Here is a 16891-nt window from a genome sequence, read left to right on the forward strand (position 1 = left end):
GAGTGAGTACAAATGGGCGAAAAGAAGTTCTACATCTGTAAACATTGTGGTAATATGATTGGTATGATCAAAAGCAGCGGCGTAAATGTCGTTTGCTGCGGCGATCCTATGACAGAACTGAAACCTAATACAGTGGAGGCTTCACAGGAAAAACATCTGCCGGTAGTTACTATTGAAGGTAATATTGTAAAAGTAAAAGTTGGCAGTGTTGAGCATCCTATGACAGAGGAACATCATATTGCCTGGATCTATCTGGAGACAGAACAGGGCGGCCAACGGAAGAAACTGGCTGTTGGTTCTAAACCGGAAGCTGAGTTTGCATTGGCTGGCGGCGACAAGGTAGTAGGTGTTTATGAATACTGCAATCTACACGGCTTATGGCTTACAAAAGTTGAATAGAAGTTTGTAATAAAAACAGGACGGATTTTGCCGTCCTGTTTTTATTTTTAAATAATATAATAGACGTAGCTTTATATAGCAGGACTTTTTATAGAGCTGATAGAATTAAGTCATATAAGTGATATTAAAGGAGGGACGAGAAATGAGTGAATTCAGTGAAAAAATGGGCATAGAAGTCGGTAATGCTTTTAAGAGTGGTTATAATTGCAGCGAAGCGATAGTTGAAGCTTTTCGCAAATATGCTGGCGTAAATATTGATGATAACGCTTTTCGCCTGGCCTCAGGATTTGGCGGCGGTATTGGCCATGCCCGTAATATTTGCGGCGCTTTAGTCGGTTGCACAATGGTTATCAGTACATTGATCGGACGGAATACTCCTGAAGAAAAACCATTGAAAGAAATTTATCCTGTTACCAAAGAATTTCACGATCGTTTTGAAAAAGAATTTGGATCAACAATGTGTAAAGATCTGATGCCGTACGAATTCAATACTCGTGACCACCTGAAAAACTGTTTGAAACTTACAAATCGTATTGGTAAATTTTTAGCAGAGTTTTTAGAAGAAAAAGGTTTGCTTACAGTATAATAAAGGATTTAGCTCAGTACCGGTTAGGGTGCTGAGCTATTTTATTAAATAAAATAGCAGGAAAACGTAACCTGGATGTATAATATAAATATATTATGCTGTTTGCCAAGCAGTATTTATTGGAAAAGGTTATGAGGGGGCGTAGCTGGTGATTGTTGGAATCGGTTGTGATCTAACAGAAATTTATAGAGTGAAAAAAGCTCTGACAATAGAAATGTTTGCGGCAAGAGTTTTTTCTCCTGCTGAACAAGAATATTGTGAAGCCCGTGGCATGCAGAAATTTGCAAGTTACGCAGCAAGATTTGCGGCTAAAGAAGCTTTGCTGAAAGCTTTGGGAACAGGCTTGAGGGGCGGCAAGCTTATAGATATTGAAGTTTATAATGACTGTATGGGAAAGCCGAGTTTGCGTTTGAGCGGTTATTTTGCTACTCTGGCTGAAGAACGCGGTGTCAAAGAAATATATCTTTCGTTGAGCCATACTAAAGAACTTGCTATGGCCCAGGTTGTATTGGAGGGATAAGGATGAAACTGGTTTTTGCTAAGGAAATGCAGAGTTTAGATCAGCAGTCTGCAGAACAGATCGGCTTGCCGACAATGGTGCTGATGGAAAATGCTGGTAAAGCTGTAGCGGAAACAGCTGCGGATTTTTTAGAAGATTGTTTTGGGAAAAATATTGTTGTTTTTACAGGTAAGGGCAATAATGGCGGTGATGGTTTTGCTGCTGCACGGTGGCTGTCCAATCAGGGAGCGCGGGTAAAGGTTTTTCTTGTATCACCGTGGCAGGAACTTACAGGAGATGCTGCTGCGCAGCTGCGTATTTGCCGGAAGTGTGGTATTGAACTATTTGCACTTAAGGAAGACAGAGGCAGCTGGGATGTAGCGGAAGTTAGTTGCCGCCAGGCTGATTTGGTGATAGATGCTGTTTTAGGAACAGGGTTTAATGGCGTTTTACATGGGGTACAGCAACGTGCCTGTGGTTTAATGAACAGTATTGCTGTGCCGGTTGTGTCCATTGATGTACCAAGCGGTGTCAGTGCTGATACAGGCAGTGCAGATAAAAATGCCGTGCAGGCAGATATTACAGTTACTATGGCACTTGCCAAACCAGGTTTGTTTTTGTATCCGGCAGCTGAATTAAGCGGAGAAATTATAGTTGCCGATATTGGTATGCCTAAAATACTTTTAGAACGTATGGATAGTAAAAAGTTTTTGTTAACTGAGAATATTGCTTGTGATTTACTGCCGCAGAGAAATGGAAACTGCCATAAGGGTGAAGCGGGAAGGGTAGTTATCACCGCTGGATCACCGGGTTTTACAGGTGCGGCTGCGTTATGCTCGGAAGCGGCTGTTAAGGCAGGTGCTGGTCTGGTAAGTTTGCTGACGCCGCTTTGCAGTCGTGAAGTATTAGCGGTGAAACTGACAGAAATTATGGTCGAAGGTTTGATCGAGCGGATGCCGGGAGCTTTAGGTGGAGGAGCCACTGGTGCAGTGCTGGACAAAGCCGGCAGAGCTGATGTTTTGGCTATAGGTCCTGGTCTTGGTACGTCTGGAAGTACGGTGGAAGTTATTCGGGAAATTTTGCAGTCGGTGGAAGTGCCGGTGATTATCGATGCCGATGCGTTGACTGCATTGCAGGGACATGTTGGTATTTTAAATACCATGAGGGCTCCGAAAGTTTTAACGCCGCATCCGGGAGAGTTGGGAAGGCTGTTGGATTTGGAAGCGGCTGAAGTTGACGCAAGACGCCTGGAATTGGCAGGCAAATATGCTGCTGAGTGGGATGCTGTCCTCGTTTTGAAAGGCGCTCCTACTGTTATAGGCTGTCCTGACGGCAATGTTTATATCAATACTACCGGCAACAGTGCTATGGCTACAGGCGGCAGCGGTGATGTGCTCACAGGAATTATTGCCGGGTTGGCTGCGCAGGGGATTTCTGTACAGGAAGCGGCGTTAGCTGGTGTATATATGCACGGGCTGGCTGGCGATTTGGCCAGTAAAGGGATTATTGGTATGGCAGCAGGAGAAATCAGCCAGTACTTGCCACAGGCCCGCAGAATTATTGAGCAGGGAGAATAAAAGATTTCACTTAAATTTTGCAGATAAAAGTTAGGGTATGTTTACAATACTTACGCTTAAATGATAAAATTAAGTATTAGAGATGAAAGAAAGGGAGATGCCGTTTGCAGAAGAAATTAGTTTTTGTTTTTGCACTTGTAAGCTGTTTGATGTTTAGTTTAACGGCTTTTGCCTCAGAAATAACAGATGTTCGTTGGGGAGTTGATAAAACCAATGTGCTGCGTTTTGTGGTGGACTGTGATAAACCGACAGGTTATAAAATAACTTTTGACGGCAATACGATGCTGATAACTATGGATGCAGATTTAAATAGCAAAGTTGGCCGTGCTCATAAGATAAAGAGCGATATTGCCAATGAAATGCGTTTAGATACGTCGGAAGGTAAAACCGTACTGAAGGTGCCTCTGCAAAAGGCCATTGGCAGTAAAGATTATAAGGGGTTTACCTTAAAAAAAGATCCTGTTACCAAAAGACCGGACAGAATCGTTATTGATGTTATGGCTAATAAACGTCAGGCATCTGAACCTGCCAAAACAACACCTGCAGGCGGTAAAACTACTACAGATAAAACACCGACGCCTGCTGTTAGTAAAACTGCCTATCGTACCAGCGGCGGGCTGAAGGATAAACGAATTACGCTGGACGCAGGACATGGAGGCAGTGATCCGGGAGCTGTTGGGGCAAAAGGAACTAAAGAAAAAGATATTACTTTAAAAATAACGCAGAAAGTTGAAGAACTGCTGAAGAAAAAAGGCGCTAAAGTTACAATGACACGTGTTAAAGATGTTGACGTTTATGGCGTAAATGCTACAGACGCGCAGGAGCTTCAGGCGCGTGTCGATGTAGCTGAAAACAGTGCTGCTGATCTCTTTATCAGTCTGCATATCAATGCTTCTGTCAATAAAAACGTAGGCGGCTTCTCGTCCTATTATTATCCGAAAACAAGTCATGATGCACGTGTAGCTACGGCCATTCAAAAACGGATGACTAATAATTTTGGTTTGGATGATTTAGGTATACGTCAGGCAAACTTCTACGTCAATAAACGCAGCAGTATGCCGTCGGCATTAATCGAAATGGCATTTATAACTAATGCCAAAGAAGAAAAACTGCTGAACAGCAACTGGTTTCAAAGTAAGCTGGCTAAGGCGATTGCTGATGGTATCGAGGACTATTTTAAATGATGTGGGAGGCCAATATGTTAAAGAAATTTGCAGTAATCTGCACTTTGATGCTCTGCGTGTTAGTTGCAGGCTGCAGTGATGATCAAACTGCTACGGTTATCCCGCAGCCTGAAACTAAACAAACGCAGAATAATAAGAATCAAGAAATTACGGTAACGGTGTATCGTGCACCTGTCAACGGAGAGGAATATCTGTTGCCGGAAAAGGTAACCCGCAAAGCCGGCGCGATGACTGCTCCGGAGATTGCGTTGGATATTTTGGTAAACAGCAGTCCGCAGGATACTGCGAAAATGGTCAGTCTGTTTCCTAAAGGGACAAAAATCAGAACAATGAAGATAGAAGATGGGACTGCTTATGTTGATTTTTCCAAGGAAATAACCAATGTACCGCAGGGATCCTATACTGAGCTGATGCTGACAACTGCTATTGTCAACACTCTGACAGAGTTTCCGGAGATAAAAAAAGTACAGATTTTAGTTGATGGTAAAAAAATTGCGTCCTTGAAAGGACATACTGATATTTTAGATCCTTTGGAACGTAATACTACTTTATTGAAAAAATAAACGGGAGCAGTATCGGCAAAAGTCGGTACTGCTTTTTTGAAATGGGAGTGCTGTTGATGGAGTATTTTTGTGGTAATATTGAAACGATGGAAGCGTTAGGAAAACTTTTGGGAAGGCTTGCTAAAAACGGGGATGTTTTTTGTCTTTGTGGGGAGTTAGGTGCCGGTAAAACTTTGTTGTGTCGTGAAATAGCTATGGCACAGGGGGTTGATGCCAGTGAAATAAACAGTCCAACGTTTTCGATTATGAATGTGTATCATGGTAAAATGGAGATCAGGCATTTTGATTTATACAGGCTGAATACTGTTGAAGAATTGGAAAATATCGGCTATGGGGAATATGTTGGCGGTGAAGGGCTGACTCTTATCGAATGGGCGGATAATTTTTTAGAGGAAATGCCTGAAGAAAGTCTTGATATCTACATAAAAATTGTTCCGGAAGGCCGTTTGATACAATTGCTCCCTAATGGTGAAAGGTATCTGGAATTATGTGAGGAAGTGGAAAAAAATGCTGACTTTAGCCATTGATACGGCAACTAAAGTCTGTGCCGTGGGTTTGTGTCGTGATGGACAAATTTTGGCAGAATATAGGATCAATATGGGCATGACTCATTCTGAGGGGCTTATGCCGCAGCTTGAGCAGCTTTTAACACGGACTAAGATCACTAAAAATGAGATCGATCTTTTAGCAGTCAGTATGGGGCCGGGGTCTTTTACCGGTTTGAGGATTGGCCTGGCATCGGCAGAAGCAATGGCTTATAGCTGGCATAAACCTATCTGCGGGGTCAATACGCTGAAAGCGCTTGCCTATAATCTGCCGATAGACGGTTATGTATTATCACCTGTTTTAGACGCACAAAAAGGCAATTTTTATCAGGCGATTTATGAATGGCAGCAGGGGACACTCATAGAGCATCAGGAGATCAAAGTTGTAGATCGCAAGAAGCTTTTGGAAAATATAGCTGTTTTGGGTATGCCTGCTTTATTATTGGGAGAATGCCAGAAAATTGACCTTGCCGATTTGCCTTCGTGGTGCCGAAAGGCTCCAGCACATTTATGTTGGCCGCAGGCTGCCTCGGTAGCGCTTTTGGCGGAAGCCGAGTATGATCCTGATAATACCGGTGATATTTTTGGTTTAGAACCTTATTACATTAGAAGATCAGAGGCTGAAGAATTATGGGAAAAACGCCAGCAGGAATAATGATAAGGACTTTGACAGCGGCAGATTTGACTGCTGTCAGCAGCATAGATGAAAAGTCTTTTTTTGATGTTTGGAGCCCAAGTATGTGGCTGGATGAGTTGAATAACAGCTTAACAACATATCTTGTTTTAGAAGATGCTGGGCGTATTCTTGGTTATGCCGGGTTTTGGCTGGTGGCAGGGGAAGCGCAGATAACCAGAGTCGCGGTTGCTGCTGAAGAACGTGAACACGGCTTGGGAACACGCTTGACAGCAGCCCTGATCAATAAGGCATGGGAACTTGGCGCTGTGGCGGTGACTTTGGAAGTGCGTGAGAGCAATATTGCAGCGCAAAAGGTTTATTTGACCTGCGGTTTTGCCAGCGAGGGGATAAGACCAAATTATTATGAAGATAATCATGAAAATGCAATAATCATGTGGTTATATAAGGAGGGTAAGCCTGATGTCTAAAGACGTGTATATTTTGGGCATTGAAAGCAGTTGTGATGAAACTGCGGCTGCCGTAGTCAAAAATGGACGTGAAGTGCTTTCGAATATTATTTCCTCACAGATTGTTATCCATCGAAAATTTGGCGGTGTTGTACCGGAGATAGCTTCGCGTAAACATATTGAAAATATTTTGCCGGTTATTGACGAAGCACTGCGTCAGGCTAATGTGAAGCTGGAAGAAATAGACGCTGTCGCAGTAACTTATGGACCAGGGCTTGTAGGGGCGCTTCTAGTTGGTGTATCGGCTGCCAAAGCGCTGGCTTGGGCTAATGACAAGCCGCTGATTGGTGTCAATCATTTGGAGGGACATGTTTTTGCCAATTTTTTGAATGATAAAGATCTGGAACCTCCTTTTATGGCTTTAGTAGTAAGCGGCGGGCATACGGCGCTGCTAAAGGTAACTGATTATAACAGCTTTGAATTACTGGGACAAACTCGTGACGATGCTGCAGGTGAAGCTTTTGATAAAATTGCACGTGTGATGGGTCTGCAATATCCAGGAGGACCGGAAATAGAAGAATTGGCGGCAGCGGGGAATCCGCAGGCGATCGATTTTCCGCGGGCACTTTTGAAGGAAGATTATCAGTTTAGTTTCAGCGGCTTAAAGTCAGCTGTAATCAATTATCTGCATAACGAACAGCAGGCAGGCCGTGAAGTAAATAAAGCCGATGTGGCCGCTTCATTTCAGGAAGCGATTGTAGATGTGCTGGTGCAGAAAAGTGTGCATGCGCTGCAGGAAACCGGTTTGAAAAAAATAGTTCTGGCCGGTGGTGTTTCGGCTAATAAACATTTACAAACAGCGTTAGCTGATGCTGTAGGCGGGATTGGAGCAAGTTTGGTACATCCAACTCCGATTTTATGCACTGATAATGCTGTAATGATAGCTTGCCGTGGTTATTTTATGTATCAGAACGGTGAATATAGTCCTCTGGATTTGAACGCTGTTCCATCGTTAAAATTAGGTTGAACAGTGTCCACTGAAGTAAAAGAACTTGTGGATTTTGTGGATAAAATGCTGAAATATAGCTAAAAAACAGTTCTTGCTGTGCATAAGTCTGTGGATAATGTGGAAAAAACTGTGGATTGATGGGGATAAACAAGGTAATAAGAAACAGGGGAATGAATGATATGCCCAAGAATTTGACTGTAGAACAAAAAAATATTTTATCCTCTATGAAAGTCGGCTCAGCTTTTGCTGCCGATGTTGCTCATGCATGCATAACGATGTATGTTTGGGATGATAACCCCAAATTTCTGTATATTTATCATCAGGAACTGCCAAGAACGCAATTTTTGGGTGAACTGCCTGATAAAACAGGTCGCGAACTGCGCGGTAATGAGGAGCCTTTAGTGCAGCGGGCACTGCAGAGAGGTGTGCCTTTGTCAGGGAAACGTGAGCTGTCGCTGGGGCTTTTCGTCGATTTGCGTGTTTATCCTATTCAAGATAGTAAAGGAAAATGTTTTGCCGTAGTTGCTTTTGATACCAATGAACCGGAAGAACTTTTCATTATGACGGCAGTGGAGTTTTTAAAAAATACCGGCCGACAGATTTTGAGCAGTAATTATTACGGCAGATTGCTGCCTGGCGACGGGTTGATGATCGTTGATAAGGACAAGGTCATTATAGCCGCGAACAGGACGGCCAGACATCTTTTTAAAGTGCAGGGCTTATCTAATTTAGTTGGACGAAGGACAAACAGTTTGCAGATCAACTGGCCTTTGGTTGGTATGGTGCTGAAGACGGGTGTCGCTGAAGGAAAGGAAATAGACATGCAAGGGCTGCTGCTTGCAATGAGGGTGATCCCTGTTACGAACAGGCCTGATACAGCGGCCGCTATTGTTATTCTACAGGATATAACAGAGCTGAAAAAGAAAGATACAGAGCTGCTTATCAAATCTGTAGTTATTCGGGAAATACATCATCGCGTTAAAAACAATTTGCAGACTATCGCCAGCCTGTTGAGACTGCAGGCACGCAGGGCTCATACAGACGAAACGAAAATGGTATTGCGTGACTGTATTAACAGGGTTACCAGTATCGCTGTTGTACATGAATTTCTTTCACAGCAGGATAGCGGTAAAATTGATGTAGCTGTGGCAGCGCAGGGAATTTATGAAGCCATTATTGCCAGTATGGCAGACCCTAATCTTAAATTGCAGACAAGCTTTAAAGCGGATAATGTTTTGCTGCCTTCCGATAAAGCAACAAGCATTGCTTTGGTTCTGAACGAGCTTTTGCAAAATTCACTGGACCATGCTTTTGCAGGCCGCAGCAGCGGCCGGCTTGATGTTGAGTTTTATAAAATCCCTGGAAGTTATTGCTTAAAAATCTGTGATGACGGTAATGGTTTGCCGCCGGGTTTTGTTTTAGATGAGCAAACCAGTTTAGGCCTGAAAATAATAAAAACTATGGTGGAAGCAGATCTTCGCGGTACTTTTACAATAGAAGCCCTGAAACAGGGGACTTGTGCTGTAGTTACCATACCGTCAGAGTTGGAGGGGTCAGAATGAAAAATACTTTGAAAGTTGTTTTAGCTGATGATGAGGCGCTTATTCGTCTTGATATCAGAGAAATGCTGACAGAGGGAGGACATGAAGTTGCAGGTGAAGCCAATAACGGTGAAGATGCAGTTGCCATGACGAGAGCTCTGCAGCCTGACCTTGTGATCATGGATGTGAAAATGCCGCAAATGGATGGGCTTACAGCTTCTAAAATCATTACCGACGAGCATCTGGCTCCAGTACTTTTGCTGACAGCCTACAGTCAACAGGAGATTGTATCGCAGGCAAAAAGTTCGGGTGTATTGGGATATTTAGTGAAGCCGGTTCGTGAAGAACAGTTATTTCCGGCAATGGAGATAGCAATTTCTCGTTTTGAAGAAATCAAAGCCCTGGGGGCGGAGCTGGGATTATTAAAAGAAAGTTTGGAAACAAGAAAACTGCTTGATCGGGCTAAAGGAATTTTAATGTCAGCACATGGATTTACGGAACAGGAAGCATATCGAAAAATGCAGCAGTACAGTATGAACAGGCGTATTTCCATTAAGGAGTTGGCTGAAGCGGTAATTGCATCAGCATTAAAAAATAAATAAATATAAAAAATTCACGCAGGAGGAATTGAGAGGCTGCGTGAATTTTTCACTTTTTTGTCAAAAAATTTTACAGGAATTGTCTTGCATTTTTTTAGGAAACGGATATAATAATAAATGTAATTAGCACTCGACAATAATGAGTGCTAACAAAAGAAAAATAAAAAATTTATATAGGCATCTGAAAGGGGACTTGAAAATGTTGAAACCATTAGCAGATCACATCGTTGTAGAACTTACAGTAAAAGAGGAAAAAACTTCCAGCGGTATTTATTTGCCGGATACGGCTTCTAAAGAGAAACCGCAAACTGGTAAGGTCGTTGCCGTAGGCGCAGGTAAAGTGCTGGATAACGGTACTCGTGTCGCTCCTGAAGTTAAAGCTGGCGATGAGGTTGTATTTGCAAAATATTCCGGAACTGAATTTAAATATGACGGTAAAGATTATTTGATCCTCAGCGAACGCGATGTGCTTGCTGTTCTCTAAGTAATGATTTTTTACTAAAAAAGTGAAATATAAAGGAGTGTATTTGAAATGGCAAAGGAAATAAAATTTAACGAAGAAGCTCGCCGTAGTTTAGAACGCGGTGTCAATGCATTAGCAGATGCAGTAAAGGTAACCCTTGGTCCTAAAGGACGTAATGTAGTGCTCGAAAAGAAATTTGGCGCGCCAACTATTACTAACGATGGCGTAACTATTGCCCGTGATATTGAACTTGAAGATCCTTTTGAAAATATGGGTGCGCAGCTTGTAAAAGAAGTTGCTACAAAAACTAACGATGTTGCCGGTGACGGTACTACCACTGCTACTGTTTTGGCACAGGCTATGGTTCGTGAGGGCATGCGCAATGTTGCTGCCGGCGCTAATCCAATGGTGCTGAAAAAAGGTATTCAAAAAGCTGTTGACGTTTTGGTAGAAGAACTGCAGGCTGTTTCTAAAAAGGTTGAGACTAAAGAAGCTAAAGCTCAGGTTGCATCTATTTCTGCAGCTGATGAAGAAATCGGCGGTCTGATTGCTGACGCTATGGAAAAGGTCGGCGACGACGGTGTTATTACTGTTGAAGAATCCAAAACTATGGAAACCTGTCTGGAGACTGTTGAAGGTATGCAATTTGACCGCGGTTATATTTCTCCTTATATGGCAACAGATCCTGATAAAATGGAAGCAGTTCTTAACAACCCGCTCGTACTCATCACAGACCGTAAAATTACTATGATTCAGGATATTATGCCTGTACTTGAAAAAGTCGTCCAAGGCGGCCGGGAATTACTTATTATCGCTGAAGATATTGAAGGCGAAGCTTTGGCAACTTTGGTTGTGAATAAACTTCGCGGTACCTTCAAGGCTGTAGCTGTTAAAGCTCCTGGTTTCGGTGATCGCCGTAAAGCTATGCTGCAGGATATTGCTATTCTTACCGGAGCAACAGTTATCAGCGAAGAAGTTGGACGTAAGCTTGACAGCGCCAGCATGGAAGATTTGGGTAGCGCCAGCCAGGTCCGCGTAACCAAGGAATTGACTACTATCGTTGATGGCGGCGGTAACAAAGAAGAAATTGCAGCACGCGTTGCTCAAATCCGTGCTCAGATCCCTGAAACTACTTCTGAATTTGACAAAGAAAAATTACAAGAGCGTTTGGCTAAACTTGCAGGCGGCGTAGCTGTTATTAAAGTTGGTGCTGCTACTGAAGTTGAGCTTAAAGATAAAAAACTGCGTATTGAAGATGCTTTGAACGCTACTCGTGCAGCAGTTGCTGAGGGTATTGTTGCAGGCGGCGGTACTGCTCTGCTGCAGGTGCAAACTGCTTTAAGCAAAATCAAAGTAACAGGCGACGAAAAAACCGGCGTAGAAATCGTTAAACGCGCTATTGAAGAACCGGTACGTCAAATAGCTTATAATGCCGGATTGGAAGGCGCAGTTATCGTTGATACGATTAAACGTTCCCGCAGAGGTTTTGGTTTTAACGCTTTGACCGAGGAATACGTTGATATGATCGAAGCTGGTATCGTTGATCCTACTAAGGTTACCCGCAGTGCTCTGCAAAATGCAGCCAGCATCGCAGCTATGGTTTTGACTACTGAATCTGTTGTTGCTGATAAGCCTGCAAAAGAAGGCGCTGCTCCTATGGGTGGTATGCCGATGGGTGGCGGAATGCCGGGTATGATGTAATAAATTTACATCTGTACATTGAAAGTCCAAGGCCCCGTACTTATTGTACGGGGCCTTTTGCATTGCAATTTCAGCGTGATTATTGTATGATATTATATTATACATTATTAGTTAAATTATTTTGAGGAGGCTTACAGCAATATGCAAACAGGTAACCATGAAATGATCTTAGTTATCGATTTCGGCGGTCAGTATAACCAATTGATCGCCAGGCGTGTAAGGGAATGCGGCGTTTACTGTGAAATAGTTCCCTATACCTACACTTTAGAACAAATCAAAGCTAAAAACCCTAAAGGGATCATCTTTACAGGCGGGCCTAATAGTGTTTATGGTGATGATACTCCTAAGATCGATCCTGGCGTATTTGAACTAGGCGTACCTGTACTTGGTATTTGCTATGGACATCAGCTGATGACTCAGACGCTAGGAGGCAGAGTTGAAAGCGCTGATGTGCGTGAGTACGGGAAAACGGCTGTAAAACTCAATAAAAATAATATTCTTTTTAAGGATATCGAAGAGCACAATATTTCCTGGATGAGCCACACTGATTATGTGTCAGAGGTCCCGGAGGGATTTGTAGTAACTGCTGATACAAGTGAATGCCCTGTAGCCGGAATGGCTAATGATTTGCGTAAATTATATGGAGTGCAGTTCCATCCTGAAGTGGAGCATACACCATTTGGACGTAAGATGATTTCTAATTTCCTGTTTGACGTCTGCGGAGTTAAAGGTGACTGGACTATGAGCAGTTTTGCACAGCGTAAAATTGCCGAGATTAAAGAGGCCGTTGGCGATAAAAAAGTTCTCTGTGCATTGTCCGGCGGGGTTGATTCTTCCGTTGCGGCAGTATTAGTACATAAAGCAGTGGGTAAGCAGCTGACCTGTGTTTTTGTAGATCACGGCCTGCTGCGTAAAGATGAAGGCGATCAGGTCGAAACGGTTTTTAAAGAACAATTTGATATGAATCTGATCCGCGTCAATGCAGCGGAGCGCTTTCTTGGCCGGTTGGCAGGTGTGTCTGATCCTGAAACGAAGCGCAAGATTATCGGTGAAGAATTTATTCGTGTTTTTGAAGAAGAATCTAATAAACTGGGCAAGGTAGATTTTCTGGTGCAGGGAACTATTTATCCTGATGTTGTCGAAAGCGGTACCAGTACTTCAGCGACAATCAAAAGCCACCATAATGTTGGCGGCTTGCCGGAGGATATGCGGTTGGCTTTGATTGAACCGCTGCGCGAACTGTTTAAAGACGAAGTTCGTGCTGTCGGAGAAGAATTGGGAATACCTTCTGCCTTAGTCTGGCGTCAGCCATTTCCTGGACCTGGTTTAGCTATCCGTGTGCTAGGGGAAGTTACTCAGGAGAAATTAGAAATAACTCGTGAAGCTGATGCTATCTTTCGAGAAGAAATTGCTAAAGCTGGTTTAGAGCGCAAAATATGGCAGTATTTTGCGTGTCTGCCCAATATCCGTTCTGTAGGCGTTATGGGGGATGGACGGACATATTCGCATACCGTTGCACTGCGTGCTGTAACCAGCAGTGATGGTATGACCTCTGATTGGGCGCATATTCCTTTCAGTGTTCTGGATATTATTTCCAGACGTATTGTCAATGAAGTGCAAGGCGTTAACCGCATTGTTTACGATATTACATCTAAACCGCCTGCAACGATTGAGTGGGAATAAAAAGATACTAAATAAAACCGCAGTCCATTTTTATGAACTGCGGTTTTTATTTGGTGTTTTAGAAATCCAAATATATATATATTTGGATAGTAGATGTTTGTATGAATACACGGGAGAGCATTTGTAGTAACAGCAGTTATTTTTCTGTTGATAGATATCTGGGAAATTATAATGATTAAGCATTTTATGGGAAGATGCTTTGTTATAATAAAAATACATAGTTATTAACTGGATAAAAAATAATACTAAATAATCATTCGATAAAGAATAGAGCCTATTAAAGAAAGAAAAATGTAAAATTATACAAAAATATAAAAACGGACAATAGTGAATAAAAATTAATAATTTTAAAGATTAATATACTTCGGCAGCTTATTTTACAAGACAAATATTTTGTTCTGTAAAATAGGCTGCTTTTTTTATTTAAAATAAGATTTAAATGGTGAATTAAATTGGCTGTTTAAGGAAATGCGGCTTGTTAAGCGGGTAGTTAACGATAGTTGCATTATCTGTAAAAGATTGATTATTATTAAATAAATACCAGATGAAATAACTAAAAGTTAAAAAATAATAATAAGAGAAAATCATTATAATGTGAATAAAATGTAACTGAAATGCAAAAATATTCCTAAAAATATTGACAAATCAGTTTTTAACAATTAATATTACATTGCTAGAATATAATTTTATAAACTTAAAGAAGGTAGATGCTTTAAAAAGAAATAAATAAATTTTAGTAAAGTGATTTTTAATATATTTAAAGTCGTTGGGGAGCGATTTTAATATATAAAAATTATAAATTTTAAAACTCAATAAAGGAGAGGGTTGCAATGAAAAATAAGAAGACTTTGCATTTGGCTATAGCTTTAGCTATAAGTTCAATGCCTTTATTCGGTGTTGCAGAGGCAGCTAGAGGTTCGATGTATGGTGGAGAATCTGTCGGTGATGATGTTACGATTGAAGCTTCTGCTAATGCGTATCCGAGTTTAGTAGGACATGCTTTTGGTATTTATACGAATGTTACCAATTCAGCAACAGTTACTTCGGCGGGAAATCGTTTGACAATTACTACTACAGGTGAAGCTGGTGACGGAATCCGTTCAAATCCGAGCGGTAATTCTGACTGGCAGAATGCTACTGGTACGATTAATATTGGTAACGATTTGACAATAACTGTCAGCGGTAACAGTGCCGATGGTTTGAACATCAACGGTTCTACAGTCCTCAACATTGGGGATAATGCTACGATCAATACTTTGTATAATGGGGAATTGAAGTATTCCAATGGTGATACTTCTGACGGAGCCCATGCTGTGCGTGCAAATTTCCATGCTACAATAAATATTGGTGATGGGTTAACGGCCGGAACACTGGGTGAAAGTTCGCATGCGGTTTATGCGGCACAGGGCAGGTCTACAACTAATCCGACAGGCGGGTCTAAAATCAATATTGGTAAAGGCGCGGTTTTGTCTACGGCAGGTGATGGTTCTCATACCGTAATGATGGCTTCCAATAATGGCAAGATCGTTATTGAAGAAGGCGCGGAGATGACTACGCTGGGTGATGGTTCTCATGGTGTTGCTGCTTATGCTGATACTTCGGCAAAAGGAAGTGTCGCAAACGGTGCTGTTGAAATTGGCGCCGGTTCTACTATTGCTACAGCTGGTGGTGGCTCCCATGGTGTATTTGCAAACATGACAGGTTCGGTTTTATCTTTAGATGATAATGTTGGTATTACAACTGAAGGCGATGCTTCACATGGCTTGCTGGCACAAAGAGGTGTTATTGAAGCAGGCGACGGTTTGAATATTTCTGTTGAAGGCAGCGGATCTCATGGTGCATATGTAAATGCTGCAACCGGCAGCATAGAATTTTTAGGCGGCGCTACTATAGATAATAATGACAATGATGGCTACGCTATTTATGCCGATAAGGGAACTATAACAGGTACGGCTGGTAATTCTACTTTTAATATTACCGGCAATATGTATGCTGATAACAGCGGTTCCATTGATTTGGACATGGATAATAATTCTGTGTTTACTGGCAGTACCGCACTTGCAAACAGCGGAACGATTAATTTGAATTTGAAAAATAACAGTTACTGGCATGTTACCAGCAGTTCTGAAGTGAGCAGTTTACATGTCAGTGGCGGCAGTATGGTTAATCTCAGTCATGAAGCTGGTATGAATACCGTTGTGACTGTTGATGATCTGAGCGGCAGCGGCGGTGTGTTCAAATTCAATACTGAACTGGACAGTGAAGCCAATGGCGATAAACTGGTAATCAATTCTTCGGAAACCGGCAGCACACATTATGTGCATGTTAATGACCTGAGTTTGATCAATGGCGAGGTTTCAGGTGAAAAGAAACTGCATTTGATCACAGATAACAGCAGTAATGCTTCTTTCGTTGGCGAATATATGGATACCGGTGGATTATGGGATGTACTGCCGACTGTTGAGCGCGGGGATACTTTAGGTGAAAGTGCGAATGAGTGGTATCTGACAAAAATTGAAAAGAAGGAAAATGGCAATACTGAAACCATCAACGATGGTTTTGCCAGTGATTACAGCTTGTGGAGAGCTACTAATGACACTTTACGTAAACGTTTAGGCGATATTCGCAGTGGTGAACATGGAACAGACGGTGTCTGGGCTCGTATGTATCATGGTAAATTGAAAGGTCAGAGCTATACTGATAAATACCATACCTATCAGTTGGGTTATGATAAGACCAGATATGACGAGAAAAATGGTCAGCGTACTAATGGTATCGTATTGGAACGCAGCGAAGGTAAATTAAGCTATACGGCAGGCAAGGGTGAAACAGGCCTGACTGCTCTCGGTTTATATACGACATGGTTTGGCAATAAAGGCCATTATACAGATATAGTGCTGCGTGCTGGACACTTGGATCACAAGATGAATACTTATGGCGAATATGCTGAACGCAGTGATTATGACAATGCTGCTTACAGTATCAGCTTTGAGTATGGCAGGCAGAAGAATTACGAAAAAGGCTGGTTCTTTACACCGCAGGCACAAATTACTTTAGGCAGAATGAACAGTGTTGATTTTACGACCGAACGCGGAACCAAGATCGATGTAGATGGTTTAACCAGTGCTATTGGCCGTATCGGTTTTGAAGTTGGACGGAAGATTAGCCCGGAAAGCAGCTATTATTTTAAACTGGGAGCGTTCCATGAATTTGACGGTGACCGTGATGTATCGATGGTTGCTGCTAACGGCGAAAATCTGCGTAAACGCTATGACAATGGCGATACCTGGTATGAATTCGGTATGGGCGCGCAGGTTCAGTTAAGTCGTAATACCCATTTCTATGGTGATATTGAACGCAGCTTTGGCGGCGACACGAAAAAGGAATGGCAGGTAAATACAGGTATTAGATGGGAATTCTAAGACTGTTTAAATGATGCAGAATATTGCATAGGGGATT

The 16891-nt window shown here is 42.2% G+C and carries 16 protein-coding genes; all 16 read left to right on the forward strand.

Annotated features, from left to right (window positions below; genetic code table 11):
- Nucleotides 1–12 precede the first annotated feature (12 nt).
- The 16 genes from C8D73_RS09150 to C8D73_RS09225 all read left to right on the forward strand — a co-directional run bounded on the left by C8D73_RS09150 (nucleotide 13) and on the right by C8D73_RS09225 (nucleotide 16854).
- Nucleotides 13–399 carry a desulfoferrodoxin family protein gene (locus tag C8D73_RS09150; RefSeq protein ID WP_021717012.1) on the forward strand — a complete coding sequence of 129 codons (387 nt, stop codon included), beginning with the start codon at nucleotides 13–15 and terminating at the stop codon, nucleotides 397–399.
- Between the two features lie 142 nt (nucleotides 400–541).
- Nucleotides 542–985: a C-GCAxxG-C-C family protein gene (locus tag C8D73_RS09155; RefSeq protein WP_021717013.1), complete on the forward strand. Its 444-nt coding sequence runs from the start codon at nucleotides 542–544 to the stop codon at nucleotides 983–985.
- A 148-nt stretch (nucleotides 986–1133) separates the two neighbouring features.
- A complete protein-coding gene (gene acpS / locus C8D73_RS09160; RefSeq protein WP_113077993.1) occupies nucleotides 1134–1505 on the forward strand; it encodes a holo-ACP synthase in 372 nt (123 codons plus the stop codon).
- A gap of 2 nt (nucleotides 1506–1507) precedes the next feature.
- Nucleotides 1508–3061 (forward strand): bifunctional ADP-dependent NAD(P)H-hydrate dehydratase/NAD(P)H-hydrate epimerase, encoded by a 1554-nt coding sequence (locus C8D73_RS09165; RefSeq protein ID WP_021717015.1) that lies wholly within the window; start codon nucleotides 1508–1510, stop codon nucleotides 3059–3061.
- Nucleotides 3062–3165: 104 nt separating this feature from the next.
- Nucleotides 3166–4245, forward strand: coding sequence for an N-acetylmuramoyl-L-alanine amidase family protein (locus tag C8D73_RS09170; protein ID WP_231997907.1), 1080 nt, complete (start codon nucleotides 3166–3168; stop codon nucleotides 4243–4245).
- Nucleotides 4246–4259: 14 nt separating this feature from the next.
- Complete coding sequence (locus C8D73_RS09175) at nucleotides 4260–4808, forward strand: GerMN domain-containing protein (RefSeq protein ID WP_167457072.1); 549 nt, start codon at nucleotides 4260–4262, stop codon at nucleotides 4806–4808.
- Nucleotides 4809–4864: 56 nt separating this feature from the next.
- Nucleotides 4865–5335, forward strand: a complete 471-nt coding sequence (gene tsaE / locus C8D73_RS09180) for a tRNA (adenosine(37)-N6)-threonylcarbamoyltransferase complex ATPase subunit type 1 TsaE (protein ID WP_021717018.1) — start codon at nucleotides 4865–4867, stop codon at nucleotides 5333–5335.
- Nucleotides 5316–6008, forward strand: a complete 693-nt coding sequence (tsaB, locus tag C8D73_RS09185) for a tRNA (adenosine(37)-N6)-threonylcarbamoyltransferase complex dimerization subunit type 1 TsaB (RefSeq protein WP_113077995.1) — start codon at nucleotides 5316–5318, stop codon at nucleotides 6006–6008. Before tsaE ends, tsaB begins: the two co-directional genes overlap by 20 nt.
- Nucleotides 6008–6457 carry a ribosomal protein S18-alanine N-acetyltransferase gene (gene rimI / locus C8D73_RS09190; protein WP_049896720.1) on the forward strand — a complete coding sequence of 150 codons (450 nt, stop codon included), beginning with the start codon at nucleotides 6008–6010 and terminating at the stop codon, nucleotides 6455–6457. Before tsaB ends, rimI begins: the two co-directional genes overlap by 1 nt.
- A complete protein-coding gene (gene tsaD, locus C8D73_RS09195; protein ID WP_113077996.1) occupies nucleotides 6450–7463 on the forward strand; it encodes a tRNA (adenosine(37)-N6)-threonylcarbamoyltransferase complex transferase subunit TsaD in 1014 nt (337 codons plus the stop codon). Before rimI ends, tsaD begins: the two co-directional genes overlap by 8 nt.
- Nucleotides 7464–7624: 161 nt before the next feature.
- Nucleotides 7625–9007 carry a PAS domain-containing sensor histidine kinase gene (locus C8D73_RS09200; RefSeq protein ID WP_170123200.1) on the forward strand — a complete coding sequence of 461 codons (1383 nt, stop codon included), beginning with the start codon at nucleotides 7625–7627 and terminating at the stop codon, nucleotides 9005–9007.
- The gene (locus C8D73_RS09205) at nucleotides 9004–9588 is read left to right on the forward strand and encodes an ANTAR domain-containing response regulator (protein ID WP_113077998.1); all 585 of its coding nucleotides are present in this window, start codon (nucleotides 9004–9006) and stop codon (nucleotides 9586–9588) included. Before C8D73_RS09200 ends, C8D73_RS09205 begins: the two co-directional genes overlap by 4 nt.
- Nucleotides 9589–9784: 196 nt before the next feature.
- Nucleotides 9785–10069 carry a co-chaperone GroES gene (groES, locus tag C8D73_RS09210; RefSeq protein ID WP_113077999.1) on the forward strand — a complete coding sequence of 95 codons (285 nt, stop codon included), beginning with the start codon at nucleotides 9785–9787 and terminating at the stop codon, nucleotides 10067–10069.
- A 48-nt stretch (nucleotides 10070–10117) separates the two neighbouring features.
- Nucleotides 10118–11749: a chaperonin GroEL gene (gene groL / locus C8D73_RS09215; RefSeq protein ID WP_021717025.1), complete on the forward strand. Its 1632-nt coding sequence runs from the start codon at nucleotides 10118–10120 to the stop codon at nucleotides 11747–11749.
- A 141-nt stretch (nucleotides 11750–11890) separates the two neighbouring features.
- The gene (gene guaA, locus C8D73_RS09220; RefSeq protein ID WP_113078000.1) at nucleotides 11891–13432 is read left to right on the forward strand and encodes a glutamine-hydrolyzing GMP synthase; all 1542 of its coding nucleotides are present in this window, start codon (nucleotides 11891–11893) and stop codon (nucleotides 13430–13432) included.
- A gap of 830 nt (nucleotides 13433–14262) precedes the next feature.
- Nucleotides 14263–16854, forward strand: a complete 2592-nt coding sequence (locus C8D73_RS09225; RefSeq protein WP_113078001.1) for an autotransporter family protein — start codon at nucleotides 14263–14265, stop codon at nucleotides 16852–16854.
- Nucleotides 16855–16891: the final 37 nt, after the last annotated feature.

It is taken from the genome of Phascolarctobacterium faecium DSM 14760 (genome assembly GCF_003269275.1).
Lineage (GTDB): Bacteria > Bacillota > Negativicutes > Acidaminococcales > Acidaminococcaceae > Phascolarctobacterium > Phascolarctobacterium faecium.

Excerpts from the sequence above, each read along its gene's own strand:
- C8D73_RS09150 (WP_021717012.1), top strand. The coding sequence starts at position 13 with ATGGGCGAAAAGAAGTTCTACATCTGTAAACATTGTGGTAATATGATT.
- C8D73_RS09200 (WP_170123200.1), top strand. The coding sequence starts at position 7,625 with ATGCCCAAGAATTTGACTGTAGAACAAAAAAATATTTTATCCTCTATG.
- groL (WP_021717025.1), top strand. The coding sequence starts at position 10,118 with ATGGCAAAGGAAATAAAATTTAACGAAGAAGCTCGCCGTAGTTTAGAA.
- C8D73_RS09175 (WP_167457072.1), top strand. The coding sequence starts at position 4,260 with ATGTTAAAGAAATTTGCAGTAATCTGCACTTTGATGCTCTGCGTGTTA.
- rimI (WP_049896720.1), top strand. The coding sequence starts at position 6,008 with ATGATAAGGACTTTGACAGCGGCAGATTTGACTGCTGTCAGCAGCATA.
- tsaD (WP_113077996.1), top strand. The coding sequence starts at position 6,450 with ATGTCTAAAGACGTGTATATTTTGGGCATTGAAAGCAGTTGTGATGAA.
- C8D73_RS09155 (WP_021717013.1), top strand. The coding sequence starts at position 542 with ATGAGTGAATTCAGTGAAAAAATGGGCATAGAAGTCGGTAATGCTTTT.
- tsaB (WP_113077995.1), top strand. The coding sequence starts at position 5,316 with ATGCTGACTTTAGCCATTGATACGGCAACTAAAGTCTGTGCCGTGGGT.
- C8D73_RS09165 (WP_021717015.1), top strand. The coding sequence starts at position 1,508 with ATGAAACTGGTTTTTGCTAAGGAAATGCAGAGTTTAGATCAGCAGTCT.
- C8D73_RS09225 (WP_113078001.1), top strand. The coding sequence starts at position 14,263 with ATGAAAAATAAGAAGACTTTGCATTTGGCTATAGCTTTAGCTATAAGT.
- tsaE (WP_021717018.1), top strand. The coding sequence starts at position 4,865 with ATGGAGTATTTTTGTGGTAATATTGAAACGATGGAAGCGTTAGGAAAA.
- C8D73_RS09205 (WP_113077998.1), top strand. The coding sequence starts at position 9,004 with ATGAAAAATACTTTGAAAGTTGTTTTAGCTGATGATGAGGCGCTTATT.
- groES (WP_113077999.1), top strand. The coding sequence starts at position 9,785 with ATGTTGAAACCATTAGCAGATCACATCGTTGTAGAACTTACAGTAAAA.
- guaA (WP_113078000.1), top strand. The coding sequence starts at position 11,891 with ATGCAAACAGGTAACCATGAAATGATCTTAGTTATCGATTTCGGCGGT.